This is a genomic window from Caballeronia sp. GACF4 (assembly GCF_023631025.1).
Taxonomy (GTDB): Bacteria; Pseudomonadota; Gammaproteobacteria; order Burkholderiales; family Burkholderiaceae; genus Caballeronia.
The window spans coordinates 228,442-244,052 of record NZ_JALQDW010000002.1; the positions used below are offsets into that span (position 1 = coordinate 228,442).

Sequence of the window (15,611 nt, forward strand, 5' to 3'; positions counted from 1 at the left end):
GCAAATTTTTATTCATTGTAGAGAGTTTGCCACGCGCGCGAAACCTCGCGGCGAATCCAAAAAAGCGTGTGCCGCCTCGGTGGGCGGCACGTAAAAATTGCACTTGCGACTTGATGCGGCGCGGTACACGCGCCTTTCGTCCTACGCGTTACATGCGGAAATGCTCACCCAGATAAACGCGCCGCACGTTTTCATTCTCGATGATCTCGCTCGGCGCACCCGCTGCCAGCACGCTGCCATCGCTGATGATGTACGCGTGGTCGCAAATGCCGAGCGTCTCGCGCACGTTGTGGTCCGTGATCAGCACGCCGATGTTGCGCTGCTTCAGAAACTTCACGATCTTCTGGATTTCCAGCACCGCGATAGGATCGACGCCCGCGAACGGCTCGTCGAGCAAGATGAAGCTCGGGTTGGTTGCAAGCGCGCGCGCAATTTCAACGCGCCGGCGTTCGCCGCCCGACAGCGACAATGCCGGATTCTCACGCAGATGCGCAATCTGCAGTTCATCGAGCAGGGCTTCGGCGCGCTGTGTAATGGCGTCTTTGGACAGGCGTTTGCCCGTTTCGTCCGTCTGCAGTTCGAGCACCGCGCGAATGTTCTGCTCGACGGTGAGCTTGCGAAACACCGAGGCTTCCTGCGGAAGATACGACAAACCGAGATGCGCGCGCTGGTGAATGGGCAGAAGGCTGATCGAGGTATCGTCGAGCACGATTTCGCCTGCGTCGAGCGGCACGAGGCCGACGATCATATAAAACGACGTAGTCTTGCCTGCGCCGTTCGGTCCGAGCAGACCGACGACTTCGCCGCTCTTCACATCGAGCGACACGTCTTTCACCACGGTGCGCGAGCCGTAACGCTTCTTCAGATTGCGCACGACCAGCGAGCTCGACTGGCCTTCCGGCTTACGGTGGGGCATGGCTGGCGAGTTCACTGCTGCGGCGTTCCCTTTAGAGTGTTCGACGGTGCAAGCGTGGCGGGCGGGCCATCCAGCGACGCCGCGTTGCCGCTGCGCGGCGCGAGCATGGCGCGCACGCGGCCGGTCGGATTGCCTGGTGAGGCCACGTCCTTGCCAGCGGTTGCCGTGTAGAAGTCTTTCTGACCGTCGTAGGTGATGACGCTGCCGTGCACTTCGTCCTGCACCTTGGTCAGGCCTTGCAGGCGGCGCACGGTGGCGCGCGTCGTGAGTTTGGTGAAGTCGTTCTTGCCGTCGTAGTCGATACGAACCGCGTTGCCGTCGATGTACTCATCGAGACCATCGCGCTTTTGACGGAAGTACGAGAGATTGTTGCCGGTCGAGGTGCCGGTCGCGTACTGATAGCCCTGTGGATCTTGCGTGACATCGACGCGATCCGCCTTGATGACGATCGTGCCTTTGGTCGCAACGACGTGACCGGTGAACACGTTCTTCTGGTTCAGGTCGTCGTAGGACATGTTGTCCGCTTCGATGTTGAGCGGCTTGTCGCGGTCGGCCTTTTCGGCGTGCGCCGCAGTTGGCAGCGCCAGCATCGCGGTGAGCGAAGTCAGCGAGACCAGGGCGGCCGCGAGCCCGGCCCGCACGGCGTGCGCGGTGCGGCGCGCGAACATTGCGCGCGTGTGGCCGCCATCGGGACGAGGGAAGCTTTGGTTCATGCAGTCACAAAATTCGGAAGGATTTGCCGGGATAACTAGGTTACTTTGACGAGCCGCCGTTGATGTCCGACGCGGCTATCGCGCCGCGCACGTTACCAAAGAGCTTCATTTCCCGGGTCACGTTGTTGTAGTTCATGCCGTTGGCCGTCATCACGGACGGGCCGCGCTGAAGTCTAACCGGTTTTTCCGTCTCGATGACATCGTCGTTCACCAGCACGCGAAAATGCTGCGAATCCGCCTGCATCTGCGGATCGCCGAAACCGGCTGCGCGCAGGATGCGGGCGTTGTCGTAGAGATCGACGATGGACACGTCGCCGTTCACCGTGCCGCGCTGCGCCGTCGCCGTGACGGTGGGCTTTTGCGGCTGGAACATGCGCATGGCGGGCAGCGTCAGGTCGCTGTTTTCGTCGTCTTCGTAATGCACCATGGACTTGGCCGTGAGGCGATACTGCGTCGTGCCCGAGGTATCGAGTTCGGAGACGGAAAAATTCTCGGCGAAGTAATCGGCGGTATGACGCTTTGGCTGCTCGGGCGCGGGCGCACCGGACGGCAGCGTGCTCTGCAGAAGCCAATAGGTGATGCCCGCGAGCGCCGCCATGGCGACGAGCGGCAGCAAGGAGGAGAAACGGCCGGGACGAGGCATTGGCTTATTCTCCGAGCGCCGCGGCGAGCAGCGCGTCGTAGCGGTTCTGCGCGCGCAAGATGACGTCGCAGACTTCGCGCACCGCGCCTTGACCGCCACGCGCTTCGGCCACGAAATGCACGCGTTGGATCACTTCCGGATGCGCGTTCGCCGGCGCGGCCGCGAAACCGCAGCGGCGCATCACGGCGAGGTCGGGCCAGTCGTCGCCCATGTAGCCGGCTTCGTCGGCGGCTATTTTGGTCGCGGCGAGCAACTCGGCGAGGGCAACGGTCTTGTCCGCGACGCCCTGATAAAGATGCGTGACGCCCAGTTCCTTCGCGCGCGCCGCGACGATGCCCGACTTGCGGCCCGTGATGATCGCCGTCTGCACGCCGACCGACTGAAGCATCTTCACGCCGTGGCCGTCGAGCGAGTTGAACGATTTCATCGCGTCGCCTTCGGCGGTGAAGAAGAGGCTGCCGTCGGTGAAGACTCCGTCGACATCGAAAATCATGAGCTTCACGCGGCTCGCGCGTTCGATAGCGGACGCGGCGGATGCGTCAGAAGCGGCGGAAGAAGGCGTTTGCGCCATCAGATCACCTTCTTGGAAAAGAGGTCGTGCATGTTCAGCGCGCCGATCAGTGTCGCGTCGGCGTCCACGACCAGCATCTGATTGATACGAAAGCGCTCCATCAGTTCCACGGCTTCGACGGCAAGATGGTCCGGACCGATCGTGCGCGGATTACGCGTCATAACATCGGCGAGTTTCAGCGCGCGGAAATCGCCGTCGCGCTGCAGGATGCGACGCAGGTCGCCGTCCGTGAAGATGCCTTCTACGTGACGATCGCCGTTGATGACCGCCGTCATGCCCATGCGCTTGGCTGTGATCTGAAAGAGCGCGTCCGATACCGTGGCGTCGAGCGAGACGACCGGCACTTCGTCGCCCACGCGCATCACGTCGCGCACATAAGTCAGGAGGCGCCGGCCGAGCGCGCCGCCCGGATGCGAACGCGCGAAATCCTCGGGACCGAAGCCGCGCGCATCGAGCACGGCGACGGCGAGGGCATCGCCCATGGCAAGCGCGGCCGTGGTGCTGGCCGTGGGCGCGAGATTCATGGGACACGCTTCCTTTTCGACGCGCACGTTCAAATGCATGTCCGCAAGTTGCGCGAGGCTGGATTCGGGCCGTCCCGTAATGGCGATGAGTTTTGCGCCAAGACGCTTGATGAGCGGCAAAATAGCGACGAGTTCCTCGGTTTCGCCCGAGTTGGACAACGCGATGAAGATGTCGTCGGCCGTGACCATGCCCAGGTCGCCGTGGCTCGCCTCGGCCGGATGCACGAAGAACGCCGGCGTGCCCGTGCTTGCGAGCGTGGCGGCGAACTTGCGCGCCACGTGTCCCGACTTGCCGATACCGGACACGACCACGCGCCCGCGGCAGGCAAGCAGCGTTTCGACTGCGTTCGTGAAGTTTTCGTCGAGAAGTTCTGAAAGCCCGCGAACGGCGTCGGCTTCGATCTGGATCACGTCGCGAGCGAGTCCCAGTGCCCGGTCGCCATTGATTTTCGCTATCATGCGCGGAGTATAGCAAAGGCGTTTCTTCGCCGCGCCGCTCAAGGGCGTGACGCGCCGCCGCCTATCCGCCCCCGCAGGCCCCGGCGTCAGGGGCCTTTCCAAGACACCGTCGCGCGGCCTTCGCGCGTGCCGGAACGCCGACGAACGAGGACGCTGGACGGATGATTTCTCCGCTCGAAATGACGCTGTTGTTGCTGCTCTGCTCAGTGGCAGGCGTCGTCGTATTTCGCTTTTTCAATTTGCCGCCGATGCTCGGTTATCTGACCGTTGGCATCATCGTGGGTCCGCATGCGGCCGGCATCGCGCCGGATAGCGACCGCGCCCAGCATCTCGCCGAATTCGGCGTGGTGTTCCTGATGTTTTCCATCGGACTCGAATTCTCGCTGTCGAAGCTGCGCTCGATGCGGCGCATCGTGTTCGGACTCGGCGCGAGCCAGGTCGGGGCGACCATCGTGCTTGCGCTGCTGTTCGGCTGGATCGCCAACTTTTGGATTCCGATGTCCTGGCAGGCGAGCTTCGCGCTCGGCGGCGCGTTGTCGATGTCCTCGACCGCGATCGTCAGCAAGCTGCTCGCGGAACGGCTCGAACTCGAATCGGAGCACGGCCGCAACATCTTCGGCGTGCTGCTGTTTCAGGATCTGGCGGTGGTGCCGCTGCTCATCATCATCGCGGCGTTCGGCAACGGCAATTCGTCGCAACTCGCGATGTGGCTCGGCATCGCGGCGATCAAGATCGTGGTCGCGTTGACGGTGCTGCTGTTCATCGGCCAGAAGTTCATGACGCGCTGGTTCGATCTGGTCGCGCGCCGGCGCTCGCAAGAGCTCTTCATGCTGAACCTCTTGCTGGTGACGCTCGGCGCCGCGTTCATCACCGACAAGTTCGGGCTGTCGCTTGCGCTCGGCGCATTCATCGCGGGCATGTTGATCGCCGAGACACCTTACCGGCATCAGGTGGAAGAGGACATCAAGCCGTTTCGCGACGTGCTGCTCGGGCTTTTCTTCGTGACGACCGGCATGCTCCTGAACCCGCGCGTGATCTGGGAGCATCCGTTCCTCGTGCTCGGCTTTCTGATCCTGCCGATTCTGCTCAAGGCCGTGATGATCACCGGGCTCTCGCGTCTGTTCGGCGCGACGCCGGGCGTCGCCATGCGCACGGGTCTCGGGCTCGCGCAGGCGGGCGAATTCGGCTTCGTGCTGCTGAATCTGATTCTGGATTCGCATCTCGTCGATCCGACCATCCTGCAGGCCATTCTTTCCGCGATGCTGCTGTCCATGCTCGCCGCGCCGTTCATCATCCAGAACGCCGACCGGATCGTGCTGCGGCTGTCGTCGACGGAATGGATGCTGCAATCGCTGCAAATGACGAAGATCGCGACGCAAAGTCTCAAGCAAAGCGGTCACGTGATCATTTGCGGATACGGCCGCGCCGGGCAGAATCTCGCGCGCATGCTGGAGCAGGAAGGCATTTCCTACGTGGCGCTCGACCTCGACCCGGATCGCGTGGCGGCAGCGGCGGCGGCCGGCGAATCGGTCGTGTTCGGCGATGCCGGGCGCCGCGAATCGCTGCTCGCGGCGGGTCTGCATCGCGCGGCGACGGTCGCGATCACTTACGCGAATACGCCATCCGCGATGCGCGTGCTCCACAACATCCACGAACTCGCGCCCACCTTGCCGGTGATCGTGCGTACCGTCGATGACGCCGATCTCGAAAAGCTCACCGCAGCGGGCGCGACGGAAGTGATTCCGGAGATCGTCGAAGGCAGCCTGATGCTGGCGTCGCACACGCTCGTGCTGATGGGCGTGCCGATGCGCCGCGTCGTGCGGCGCGTCGAGGAAATGCGCGACGCGCGCTACAGCATGCTGCGCGGCTACTTCCACGGCGCCGATGACGATGACGACGACGATGGCCACGAGCAGGTACGGCTACAATCCGTACCGATCGACGAGAAATCGGACGCGGTCGGGCATTCGCTCGACGATCTGGGGCTCGTCGGCAACGGTGTCGAGGTCACCGCGATCCGGCGCCACGGCATCCGGGGCGTCGAACCCGCCCCCGACACCAAGCTGCGCGCGAACGACATCGTCGTCTTGCGCGGCATGCCCGAAGGGCTCGCGCAAGCCGAAGAGCGGCTTTCGCGCAACCGCCGGGCAGCGTAACTTTTTCTCTTCATCGTCAAGGCGGGCGCGGCCTCACAGCGCGGACTTGGAGAAGTCATGTCCTTTACCCCTACGAACGTCACGCCGGACGCCGCGCGTTTCATCAAGGAGCGCGTGCGCACCGTCGAAAACTGGCCGCAGGCCGGCGTGCAGTTTCGCGACATCACGCCCGTCTTGCAGGACCGGCGCGCGCTACGCACGTTGATCGACCTGTTCGTGCAGCGTTATATCGATGCAAAACTCGATTCGATCGCCGGTCTCGATGCGCGCGGTTTCATCATCGGGCCGATTCTCGCGTACGAACTGAGCCTTGGTTTCGTGCCGATCCGCAAGAAAGGCAAGCTCCCGTACAAGACGCTCTCACAGTCCTATGAGCTCGAATATGGCAGCGCGACCGTCGAGATTCACGAAGACGCGTGCAAACCGGGCGATCGCATCGTGCTCGTCGACGATCTGGTCGCGACCGGCGGCACCATGATGGCAGGCAAGATTTTGCTGGACCGGCTCGGTGCGGAAGTGGTGGAAGCGGCGGCGATCATCGACTTGCCGGATTTGGGCGGCTCGAAACTGCTGCGTGAAAGCGGCGTGCCGCTTTACACCGTTTGTGAATTCGCGGGGCATTGAGATGCCGAATTTCCTCCTCTTTCTTGCCGCATCGGTGGCGATTACCGTCGCGCCGGGGCCGGACAATCTGCAAGTGCTTGCGCGCGGCATCTCGCAAGGACGGCTTGCGGGCGTCGTGGCGGCGCTCGGCTTTGCGTGCGGCGTGATCTTTCACACGACGCTCGCGGCGCTCGGCATTGCGGCGCTCTTGCGCTCTTCGCCGATGGCGTTCGAGGCCGTGAAGCTCGCGGGCGCGGCTTATCTCGTGTGGATCGGCATCAAGGCTTTGCGCAGCCGTGGCATCGCGACCGCGCATGAACGCGCGAGCCAACCGCTTTCGACCGTGTTCCGGCAGAGCGTGATCGGCAACATGCTCAATCCGAAGGTCACGTTGTTCTTTATCGTGTTTCTGCCGCAATTCGTCGATCCGCACGGCGCGCAAAGCGTGATGCTGCAGATGTTCGAACTTGGCGGCGCGTTCATGCTGCAAACGGTCGTGGTGTTCTCGCTCTTCGGCATCGGCGCGGGCATGATCGGTTCGTGGCTCAAGCGCCGTCCGCGCGTGGGCTTGTGGCTGGATCGTGTGGCTGGCGTGACGTTCATCGCGCTCGGGATTCGCGTCGCGTTGAAGGATTGAGGCGGGCGCTTTCGAACGCTCACGAACGCCACGAACACTCACCAGCGCTCACCGAACGCTTACCAGCGCTCACGAGCGTTCACGAGCGCTCACCAACGCTCACCAACGCTCAAGCCGCGAGCGCAAAAGCCCAGTCTTCGATTCAATTGGCCGCGCTACAATTTTCGGCCTTTCACGGGCCGCCGAGCCTGCCGGAGCCTTCATGTCCCTGCCTTCGATCGCCGCTGCCCGCCATTTCGACGCCGCCCTGCATGTGCCTTTTCTGATCGGCGAGGAGCGCGTCGGCTGGATCCGCGCTTTCGATGTCGCATCGCTCACGCGCTGGCCGAACATCTTCGTAGTCGATGAAACCGCGGTGCGGCTGCATCCATCGCTGAACGACGTCGATGCGCGCACGGCCGCGCTTCACGATGTCATCGACACGCTCGCTCAGCAGGGCAAGATTCCCGGCTGGCGCAACGAAACCTACGCGATTCGCAACGACTTCCAAGCAGCGCCGCTCGCGTTCATCGAACGCGCGGCCTCGCGCTTCTTCGGCACGATGACTTACGCGGTGCATCTGAACGGCATCGTAAAATATCGCGATGGCGCGCCGCGGTTGTGGATCGCGCGCCGCAGCGATACCAAGTCCGTCGATCCCGGCAGGCTCGACAACGTGGTCGCGGGCGGCATCGGCTGGGGTATGGATATCGAGCCGACGCTCGTGAAGGAATGCTGGGAAGAAGCGGGCATGCCGGCCGAACTCGCGTCGACGGCCACGCCCGGCGGCACGCTCCACGTGCTGCAGATGATTCCCGAAGGCACGCAGGCCGAGCAGCTTTTCGTCTACGACATCGAGCTTCCGGACGACTTCACGCCGCAAAATCAGGACGGCGAAGTCGGCGAACATCGCCTGGCGCGCATCGAGGATGTCGCGCGCTGGATCGAGGAAGGCGAATTCACCGTCGATGCCACGCTCGCCACCCTCGATTGCCTGCTGCGCCACCGCTGGATCGACGAGGAAGCGTGCGAAGGCATCGCCGCGCTCTACACGCCGCCATCGCTCTAACAATGATTAAGGAGTAACCGGGTCATGTCGACCGAACATAGTTTCATCCTGAAGTTGTCGTGCCCGGACCGTCCGGGAATCGTGCATGCCGTGTCCGGGTTTCTATTCAATCTCGGCGCGAACATTCTGGACTCGGCACAGTTCGGCGACAGCCACACCGGCGAGTTCTTCATGCGCGTGCATTTTCAGGAAGTCGGCGGCGATCCCGGCCTCGATGCGCTGCGCACGTCGTTCGGCGAACTGGCCGAAACGTTCGGCATGCGCTGGGAGTTGCACGATGCATCGGTGAAGCCGCGCGTGGTCATCATGGTGTCGAAGATCGGCCACTGTCTGAACGATCTGCTGTTCCGTTATCGCACGGGCCAGTTGCAGATCGACATCGCGGCTATCGTGTCGAATCACAAGGATTTTTATCAGCTTGCCGCGAGCTACGACATTCCGTTCCATCATCTGCCGCTTCTCAACGGCACGCCGCAGGCGAAGGCCGCGCAGGAAGCGCGCGTGATGGAGATCATCGACCAGAACGATACCGACCTCGTCGTGCTCGCGCGCTACATGCAGATTCTCTCCACCGAAATGTGCGACAAACTCGCGGGCCGCGCGATCAACATTCATCACTCGTTCCTGCCGAGCTTCAAGGGCGCGAAGCCGTACTATCAGGCGTTCGATCGCGGCGTAAAGCTGATCGGCGCGACCGCCCATTACGTGACGTCCGACCTCGACGAAGGGCCGATCATCGAGCAGGAAGTAGAGCGCGTCGATCACAACATGACGCCGGATCAACTGACCGCCATTGGCCGCGATGTCGAATGCGTGACGCTCGCGCGCGCGGTGAAGTGGCATGTGGAGCATCGCGTCGTGCTGAATGGGAGCAAGACGGTGGTGTTCCGGTAAGCATCGCCGTCAAAACGAGAAACCCCGCTGAATTCAAAGATTCAGCGGGGTTTTTTTATGTCGATGCACGCTTCAGACGAGCCGCAAATAAATCAGTTCGCGCTTGATATACGCGTAGAAAATCGGCGCGGCGATTACGCCCGGAAGACCGAACGCGGCTTCCATCGCGAGCATGGCGAGCAGCAGTTCCCACGCGCGCGCCTCGATCTGCCCGCCGATGATGCGCGCGTTCAGGAAATACTCGAGCTTGTGAATGACGATGAGAAAGCCGAGCGACGCCACCGCCGTGCCGAACGAAACCGACAATGAAATCCCGACAATGATGGTGTTGGAAATGAGATTGCCGATTACCGGCAGCAGACCGACGATGAACGTGATCAGCACGAGCGTCTTCGACAGCGGCAAACGCTCGTGAAAGAGCGGCAACGCGACCAGCAAATACAGCGCGGTGAAAACCGCGTTGATCGCCGAAATCTTGATCTGCGCGAAGACGATGCGGCGGAAGGCATCCGAGAAGCGCGACACGCGCGTGACGAGCGCGGTGGATAACGGCAACCGATGCGCCTGCTTCGGCGCTCCGACCGCGATGATCGCGCCAATGATCATGCCGATCAGAATATGCCCGAAGCCGCGCGCCATTTCCTTGCCGCCTTGCTGCAATTGCTCGGCGTGCTTGTGCATGAGGTCGGCGGCGCGGTCTTTCATCTGATCGGCATCGACCGGGAGGTAATTGGCGATCCAATCCGGCACGCGCAGCCTTGCGTGCGACGTGATGCTCATCAACTGATCCAGCAATTTTTGCAGGCTCGGCACGTCTTGCTGGAAGTGCTCGATGATGGCTATCGTCGCGAACGTGAGCCCGCCGATGATGATCGTGGAGATGATGACGACGGACACCAGCCGCGCGCCGCGGCTCATGACGTGCCGCTCGATCACGGGCGCGATCATGTGAACCAGTTGGAACACCAGCATGCCGGCGAGCAGTCCGCCCAGCAACTTCAGCTGCAAAACCAGGTACATACCCGCGAACGCCGCCAGATAGCTGCCGATCTCCACGGCGGACAACTTCGGCATGCTCATGTCGCTCGTCAGCCTGACGGGGCGCGCGGGAAGATCCCGTATGCGTCGCTCCTCGTTGGCCGCTTCGTTGCGCTTCGCCATGACTGCGTTCCTTTTCCCTGCTTGCGACGGTTATTCGTGCCGCGTATCGCGGCGCATTTCGAACGGCTATGGCGCGCGGCGCAAGTGACGCGCCGCAACCATGCTACGCCGCCGACTTGGGCCGTTGCAGCAAGGGTGCCAGATATCTGCCCGTAAAGCTCGCTTTCGATTTCGCGACCTGCTCGGGTGTTCCCTGAGCGATGATCTGGCCGCCGCCCGCGCCGCCTTCCGGACCGAGGTCGATGACCCAATCCGCCGTTTTGATCACGTCGAGATTATGCTCGATGATCACGACCGTGTTGCCCTGATCTCGCAGACGGTGGATCACTTCGAGCAGAAGCGCGATGTCGTGGAAGTGCAGACCGGTCGTCGGTTCATCGAGGATATAAAGAGTCCGACCGGTGTCGCGCTTGCTCAGTTCCAGCGAAAGCTTGACGCGCTGTGCCTCGCCACCCGAAAGCGTGGTCGCCGACTGGCCGAGCCGGATATAACCGAGGCCCACTTCCAGCAGCGTCTTCAGCTTGCGCGCGACGACCGGCACCGGCTTGAAGAACTCGTGCGCGGCTTCCACCGTGAGGTTGAGCACTTCGCTGATGTTCTTACCCTTGTACTGAATGTCGAGCGTTTCGCGGTTGTAGCGCTTGCCGTGGCACACGTCGCAGGGCACATAGACATCCGGCAGAAAGTGCATTTCGACCTTGATGACGCCATCGCCCTGACACGCCTCGCAGCGTCCGCCCTTCACGTTGAACGAAAAACGGCCGGGATCGTAACCGCGCTCTTTCGCGGCCGGCACGCCGGCGAAGAGTTCGCGGATGGGCGTGAACAGTCCGGTATAAGTGGCCGGGTTCGAGCGCGGCGTGCGGCCGATCGGTGATTGATCGACGGCGATCACCTTGTCGAAGTGTTCGAGACCTTCGATGGATTCATACGGCGCGGGCTCGGTCGATGATCCGTACAAATGTTGGGCGACCGCGTGTTGCAGCGTGTCGTTGATGAGCGTGGACTTGCCCGAACCCGAGACGCCGGTCACGCAAGTCAGAAGCCCGACGGGCAAATCGAGCGTCACGCGCTTCAGATTATTGCCATACGCCTCGACAATACGAAGCTGCCGCTCGTCCGGCGCGGTCCGCTCGGACGGATAACCGATAGTCCGCTTGCCCGACAAATACTGTCCCGTGATCGAATTCGGGTCTTTCTGCACCTGATTCGGCGTGCCTTGCGCGACGATCACGCCGCCATGCACTCCCGCGCCCGGCCCCATGTCGACGACGTAATCGGCCATGCGGATCATGTCTTCGTCATGCTCGACCACGATCACCGAGTTGCCGATATCGCGCAGATGCTTGAGCGTGGCGATGAGCCGGTCGTTGTCGCGCTGATGCAGGCCGATGGACGGCTCATCGAGCACGTACATCACGCCGGTCAAGCCCGAGCCGATCTGCGACGCGAGGCGGATGCGCTGCGCCTCGCCACCCGAGAGCGTTTCGGCGCTGCGTTCGAGCGACAGGTAATCGAGCCCGACGTTATTCAGGAACGACAGCCGCGCGACGATTTCCTTGACCACCTTGTCCGCGATCTCACCTTTCGCGCCGTCGAGCCGCAGCGTCTGGAAGTAGCCGAGCGTATCGCGCAACGGCCAGCCGCTGACTTCGTAGATGCCGCGAGCGTCATCGCCGGAACCGACTTTGACGAAACGCGCCTCGCGGCGCAGACGCGTGCCCTCGCAGGCCGGGCACGCCTGATTGTTCTGATACTTCGCCAGTTCCTCGCGCACGGCGGCCGAGTCCGTTTCGCGATAACGACGCTCCAGATTCGGCAGAATGCCTTCGAATGCGTGCTCTCTCACCGAAGCGCGCCCGCGCTCGTTGATGTACGAGAACGGAATGACCTGCTTGCCCGAACCGTACAAAAGCGTCTTGCGCACCTTTTCCGGCAGTTCCTCGAACGGCGCGTCGATGTCGTATTCGTAGAACGCCGCGAGACTTTGCAGCATCTGAAAATAGAACTGATTGCGCCGGTCCCAGCCCTTCACCGCGCCCGCCGCGAGCGAGAGCGAAGGATGCGCGACCACGCGCTTCGGATCGAAAAACGTGATCTGGCCCAAGCCGTCGCATTCCGGGCACGCGCCCATCGGATTGTTGAACGAGAAAAGGCGCGGCTCCAATTCCGGCAGCGAGTACGAACAGATCGGGCACGCGAACTTCGAGCTGAAGAGCTTTTCGTTTTCAGTATCCATTTCGAGCGCGATCGCGCGGCCATCGGCGAGACGCAGCGCGGTCTCGAACGATTCCGCCAGGCGCTGCTTCATGTCCGGACGCACTTTAAGCCGGTCGATCACCACGTCGATGGTGTGCTTGTCGTTCTTCTTGAGCTTCGGCAGCGAGTCGACTTCATAGATTTTCGCGACGCCTTCGTTCGCCGTGCCGCCGCCCGAACGAATGCGAAAGCGGATAAAGCCCTGCGCCTGCATCTCTTCGAATAACTCGACGTGCTCGCCCTTGCGATCCACGACGACGGGCGCGAGGATCATCAGCTTGGTTTCCTCGGGCAGCGCGAGCGCGGCATCGACCATCTGCGAGACGCTTTGCGCTTCGAGCGGAATCAGATGATCGGGGCAATAAGGTGTGCCGACGCGCGCAAACAGCAGTCGCAGATAATCGTGAATTTCGGTGACGGTGCCGACCGTCGAACGCGGATTATGCGAGGTGGCTTTTTGTTCGATCGAAATGGCCGGTGAAAGGCCTTCGATCAGATCGACATCCGGCTTTTCCATCAGCTGCAGAAATTGCCGCGCGTATGCCGAGAGGCTCTCGACGTAGCGGCGCTGACCTTCGGCGTAAAGCGTATCGAATGCGAGCGACGACTTGCCCGACCCGGACAACCCCGTAATCACAATCAGCTTGTGACGCGGCAAGTCGAGATTGACGTTCTTCAAATTGTGGGTGCGAGCCCCACGAATACGAATTTCTTCCACGAGTCTCTTCCGGGTTCTTTCGGGGGTCTTTCGGGCGTCTTTTAGGTCGTGGCGCGGGGTTTCCTGCGACTACCGGACGACAAAGTAAGGGGGCTAAACCTGCTACTATAACGACTTTTGCAGGGTGCGGCGCCCGTGCCAAAAGGCTCTCGGGGGCTCTCAAGGCTTCTCGGCGGCTTTCCAACGGCTTTTCCGTTTCCCAGGCGCTTTCGCGTTAATGGCCGCAGGTCGTGCGGCGCGCGAGCCGCCGTGTGTCGCATATAGTGCCGTTTCGAGCCAGAACAAGGCGGCCGCGCCGCGCTCCCCACGCGTCAGGCCAGTCGCGACCCTCACCCATTTCCGTTCCTGATGTCCAATCCGTCTGCTACGTCCACACGTTTGTCCGCGCCGGAATTGCGCGCAACCGTGTCGCTCGCCGCGATCTTCGCGCTGCGCATGCTCGGCCTCTTCATGATCATGCCGGTGTTTTCCATTTACGCGAAAACTATCCCTGGCGGCGATGACGTGTTTCTCGTCGGCATAGCGCTCGGCGCTTACGGCGTCACGCAGTCCATGCTGTACATCTTCTATGGCTGGATTTCGGACAAGCTGGGCCGCAAACCCGTGATCGCATTCGGCCTGCTCGTGTTCGCGCTCGGCAGCTTCGTGGCGGCGGCAGGGCACTCCATGGCGTGGATCATCGCCGGACGTGTGATTCAGGGCATGGGCGCGGTGTCGTCGGCGGTGATCGCGTTCATCGCCGATCTGACTGAAGAAGAAAATCGCACCAAGGCCATGGCGATGGTCGGCGCGAGCATCGGCGTTTCGTTCGCGGTCGCTATCGTTGGCGCACCGATCCTGTTCCACTGGGTCGGCATGAGCGGCTTGTTCACGGTGATCGGCGTGCTGTCGATCGTCGCGGTCGGCGTGGTCTTGTGGGTCGTGCCGGACCCGCCCGTGCCGCCGGTTCACCTCAAGGCGCCATTCGCCGAGGTGCTGCACAACGTCGAGCTGCTGCGTCTGAACTTCGGCGTGCTGGTGCTGCACGCAACCCAAACCGCGCTCTTTCTCGTCGTGCCGCGCATTCTCGAAGCGGGCGGGTTACCGGTCGCCTCGCACTGGAAGATTTATCTTCCGGTGATGGGCCTCGCTTTCGTGATGATGGTTCCGGCAATCATCGCCGCCGAGAAGCGCGGCAAGATGAAAGCGGTCATGTTGAGTGCGATTTTTCTTATCCTGATCGGCCAGTTGTTATTAGGCGCGGCTCCCCATACGCTATGGTCTGTGGCCGCGATCCTGTTTGTGTACTTCTTGGGCTTCAACGTGCTGGAGGCGTCGCAACCTTCGCTTGTGTCCAAACTGGCGCCAGGCACCCGCAAGGGCGCGGCCGCCGGGGTGTACAACACGACGCAGTCTATCGGGCTCGCGCTTGGTGGCGTGATCGGCGGCTGGCTGCTCAAGCTGGATGGCCCGAGTGCGGTGTTCTTCTCGTGTTCGGCGCTGGTGCTGGCATGGTTGATCGTCGCGTCGAAAATGAAGGCGCCGCCGCGCAGGGTCGAGCGCGCGGCGTAGCGAATCTGTATTAATCATATTGAGGCAGTGCGATGTTTCCCGTCCTCTTCCCTGGAAGAGGGTTGAACTGATAACGTCGCATAACTGCTAGTGGGCAAGGAATTTACCGGAGAAATCATGGCATCTGTCAACAAGGTCATTCTCGTAGGCAATCTGGGCGCCGACCCGGAAACGCGCTACCTTCCGAGCGGCGACGCCGTGGCCAACATTCGTCTCGCGACGACCGACCGTTACAAGGAAAAGTCGTCTGGCGAGATGAAGGAACTCACGGAGTGGCATCGCGTGGCGTTCTTCGGGCGTCTTGCCGAGATCGTGAACGAGTATTTGAAGAAGGGCTCGTCGGTGTATATCGAAGGGCGCATTCGCACGCGCAAGTGGACCGATCAGGCGGGGCAAGAGCGCTATTCGACCGAGATCGTTGCCGATCAGATGCAAATGCTCGGTGGCCGCGGCGGAGCAGGCGGCGGCGATGACGGCGGCTACAGCCGCAGCGCGCCGATGGAGCGCTCAGGCGGCGGCGGCGGTGGTGGCGGCCGCGCGCCGGCAGGCGGGCGCGCTGCGGGCGGTGGAGCGGGTGGCGGATCGAGCCGTCCGAGCCAACCTGCGGGCGGCGGTTTTGACGACATGGATGACGATATCCCGTTCTGACAAGTCGCAACAAATTCGTTTAAACACTAAGCCTCTGGCATTAATTGTCGGAGGCTTTTTTTTATCAAATCGGCAAGGCGTTTTCCGAAATATAACTTCGAGGCTCTCCG

Annotated in this window: 14 protein-coding genes; 7 read left to right on the forward strand and 7 right to left on the reverse strand. The window is 62.1% G+C overall.

The window, feature by feature from the left end:
* Positions 1-148: 148 nt before the first annotated feature.
* Genes lptB through kdsD form a run of 5 tightly spaced genes read right to left on the reverse strand, consistent with a single transcriptional unit; the run spans position 149 to position 3,826 of the window.
* Positions 149-916 (reverse strand): LPS export ABC transporter ATP-binding protein, encoded by a 768-nt coding sequence (lptB, locus tag NCR40_RS01170; RefSeq protein ID WP_244826923.1) that lies wholly within the window; start codon positions 914-916, stop codon positions 149-151.
* 11 nt (positions 917-927) lie between these two features.
* Positions 928-1,629: a lipopolysaccharide transport periplasmic protein LptA gene (lptA, locus tag NCR40_RS01175; RefSeq protein ID WP_244826924.1), complete on the reverse strand. Its 702-nt coding sequence runs from the start codon at positions 1,627-1,629 to the stop codon at positions 928-930.
* Between the two features lie 40 nt (positions 1,630-1,669).
* A complete protein-coding gene (lptC, locus tag NCR40_RS01180) occupies positions 1,670-2,272 on the reverse strand; it encodes an LPS export ABC transporter periplasmic protein LptC (protein WP_244826925.1) in 603 nt (200 codons plus the stop codon).
* Between the two features lie 4 nt (positions 2,273-2,276).
* Positions 2,277-2,843, reverse strand: coding sequence for a KdsC family phosphatase (locus NCR40_RS01185; RefSeq protein WP_244826926.1), 567 nt, complete (start codon positions 2,841-2,843; stop codon positions 2,277-2,279).
* Positions 2,843-3,826, reverse strand: coding sequence for an arabinose 5-phosphate isomerase KdsD (gene kdsD, locus NCR40_RS01190; RefSeq protein ID WP_244826927.1), 984 nt, complete (start codon positions 3,824-3,826; stop codon positions 2,843-2,845). The genes NCR40_RS01185 and kdsD overlap by 1 nt, the downstream gene beginning before the upstream one ends.
* 161 nt (positions 3,827-3,987) lie before the next feature.
* On the opposite strand from kdsD, the gene NCR40_RS01195 reads away from it, so the two are divergent.
* From NCR40_RS01195 to purU, 5 genes are all read left to right on the forward strand, one after another.
* Positions 3,988-5,982 carry a monovalent cation:proton antiporter family protein gene (locus NCR40_RS01195; RefSeq protein WP_250462867.1) on the forward strand — a complete coding sequence of 665 codons (1,995 nt, stop codon included), beginning with the start codon at positions 3,988-3,990 and terminating at the stop codon, positions 5,980-5,982.
* Between the two features lie 57 nt (positions 5,983-6,039).
* Positions 6,040-6,606 carry an adenine phosphoribosyltransferase gene (locus NCR40_RS01200; protein WP_244826929.1) on the forward strand — a complete coding sequence of 189 codons (567 nt, stop codon included), beginning with the start codon at positions 6,040-6,042 and terminating at the stop codon, positions 6,604-6,606.
* 1 nt (position 6,607) lies between these two features.
* Positions 6,608-7,222: a LysE family translocator gene (locus NCR40_RS01205; protein ID WP_244826930.1), complete on the forward strand. Its 615-nt coding sequence runs from the start codon at positions 6,608-6,610 to the stop codon at positions 7,220-7,222.
* A 202-nt stretch (positions 7,223-7,424) separates the two neighbouring features.
* A complete protein-coding gene (locus tag NCR40_RS01210) occupies positions 7,425-8,270 on the forward strand; it encodes an NUDIX hydrolase (RefSeq protein WP_250508533.1) in 846 nt (281 codons plus the stop codon).
* Positions 8,271-8,294: 24 nt separating this feature from the next.
* Positions 8,295-9,164 (forward strand): formyltetrahydrofolate deformylase, encoded by an 870-nt coding sequence (gene purU / locus NCR40_RS01215; protein WP_250491744.1) that lies wholly within the window; start codon positions 8,295-8,297, stop codon positions 9,162-9,164.
* 72 nt (positions 9,165-9,236) lie between these two features.
* On the opposite strand, the gene NCR40_RS01220 is transcribed toward purU, so the two are convergent.
* Positions 9,237-10,325, reverse strand: coding sequence for an AI-2E family transporter (locus tag NCR40_RS01220; protein ID WP_244826933.1), 1,089 nt, complete (start codon positions 10,323-10,325; stop codon positions 9,237-9,239).
* A 103-nt stretch (positions 10,326-10,428) separates the two neighbouring features.
* Positions 10,429-13,302: an excinuclease ABC subunit UvrA gene (uvrA, locus tag NCR40_RS01225; protein WP_250462882.1), complete on the reverse strand. Its 2,874-nt coding sequence runs from the start codon at positions 13,300-13,302 to the stop codon at positions 10,429-10,431.
* Between the two features lie 348 nt (positions 13,303-13,650).
* On the opposite strand from uvrA, the gene NCR40_RS01230 reads away from it, so the two are divergent.
* Both NCR40_RS01230 and NCR40_RS01235 read left to right on the forward strand, forming a co-directional pair.
* The gene (locus NCR40_RS01230; protein ID WP_250508534.1) at positions 13,651-14,853 is read left to right on the forward strand and encodes an MFS transporter; all 1,203 of its coding nucleotides are present in this window, start codon (positions 13,651-13,653) and stop codon (positions 14,851-14,853) included.
* A 117-nt stretch (positions 14,854-14,970) separates the two neighbouring features.
* Positions 14,971-15,501 (forward strand): single-stranded DNA-binding protein, encoded by a 531-nt coding sequence (locus NCR40_RS01235; RefSeq protein ID WP_250508535.1) that lies wholly within the window; start codon positions 14,971-14,973, stop codon positions 15,499-15,501.
* Positions 15,502-15,611 lie beyond the last annotated feature (110 nt).

Coding starts and splice junctions, on each gene's coding strand:
- purU (WP_250491744.1), top strand. CDS start 8,295: ATGTCGACCGAACATAGTTTCATCCTGAAGTTGTCGTGCCCGGACCGT.
- NCR40_RS01210 (WP_250508533.1), top strand. CDS start 7,425: ATGTCCCTGCCTTCGATCGCCGCTGCCCGCCATTTCGACGCCGCCCTG.
- kdsD (WP_244826927.1), bottom strand. CDS start 3,826: ATGATAGCGAAAATCAATGGCGACCGGGCACTGGGACTCGCTCGCGAC.
- NCR40_RS01200 (WP_244826929.1), top strand. CDS start 6,040: ATGTCCTTTACCCCTACGAACGTCACGCCGGACGCCGCGCGTTTCATC.
- NCR40_RS01205 (WP_244826930.1), top strand. CDS start 6,608: ATGCCGAATTTCCTCCTCTTTCTTGCCGCATCGGTGGCGATTACCGTC.
- NCR40_RS01195 (WP_250462867.1), top strand. CDS start 3,988: ATGATTTCTCCGCTCGAAATGACGCTGTTGTTGCTGCTCTGCTCAGTG.
- NCR40_RS01235 (WP_250508535.1), top strand. CDS start 14,971: ATGGCATCTGTCAACAAGGTCATTCTCGTAGGCAATCTGGGCGCCGAC.
- NCR40_RS01185 (WP_244826926.1), bottom strand. CDS start 2,843: ATGGCGCAAACGCCTTCTTCCGCCGCTTCTGACGCATCCGCCGCGTCC.
- lptC (WP_244826925.1), bottom strand. CDS start 2,272: ATGCCTCGTCCCGGCCGTTTCTCCTCCTTGCTGCCGCTCGTCGCCATG.
- NCR40_RS01230 (WP_250508534.1), top strand. CDS start 13,651: ATGTCCAATCCGTCTGCTACGTCCACACGTTTGTCCGCGCCGGAATTG.
- lptB (WP_244826923.1), bottom strand. CDS start 916: ATGCCCCACCGTAAGCCGGAAGGCCAGTCGAGCTCGCTGGTCGTGCGC.
- NCR40_RS01220 (WP_244826933.1), bottom strand. CDS start 10,325: ATGGCGAAGCGCAACGAAGCGGCCAACGAGGAGCGACGCATACGGGAT.
- lptA (WP_244826924.1), bottom strand. CDS start 1,629: ATGAACCAAAGCTTCCCTCGTCCCGATGGCGGCCACACGCGCGCAATG.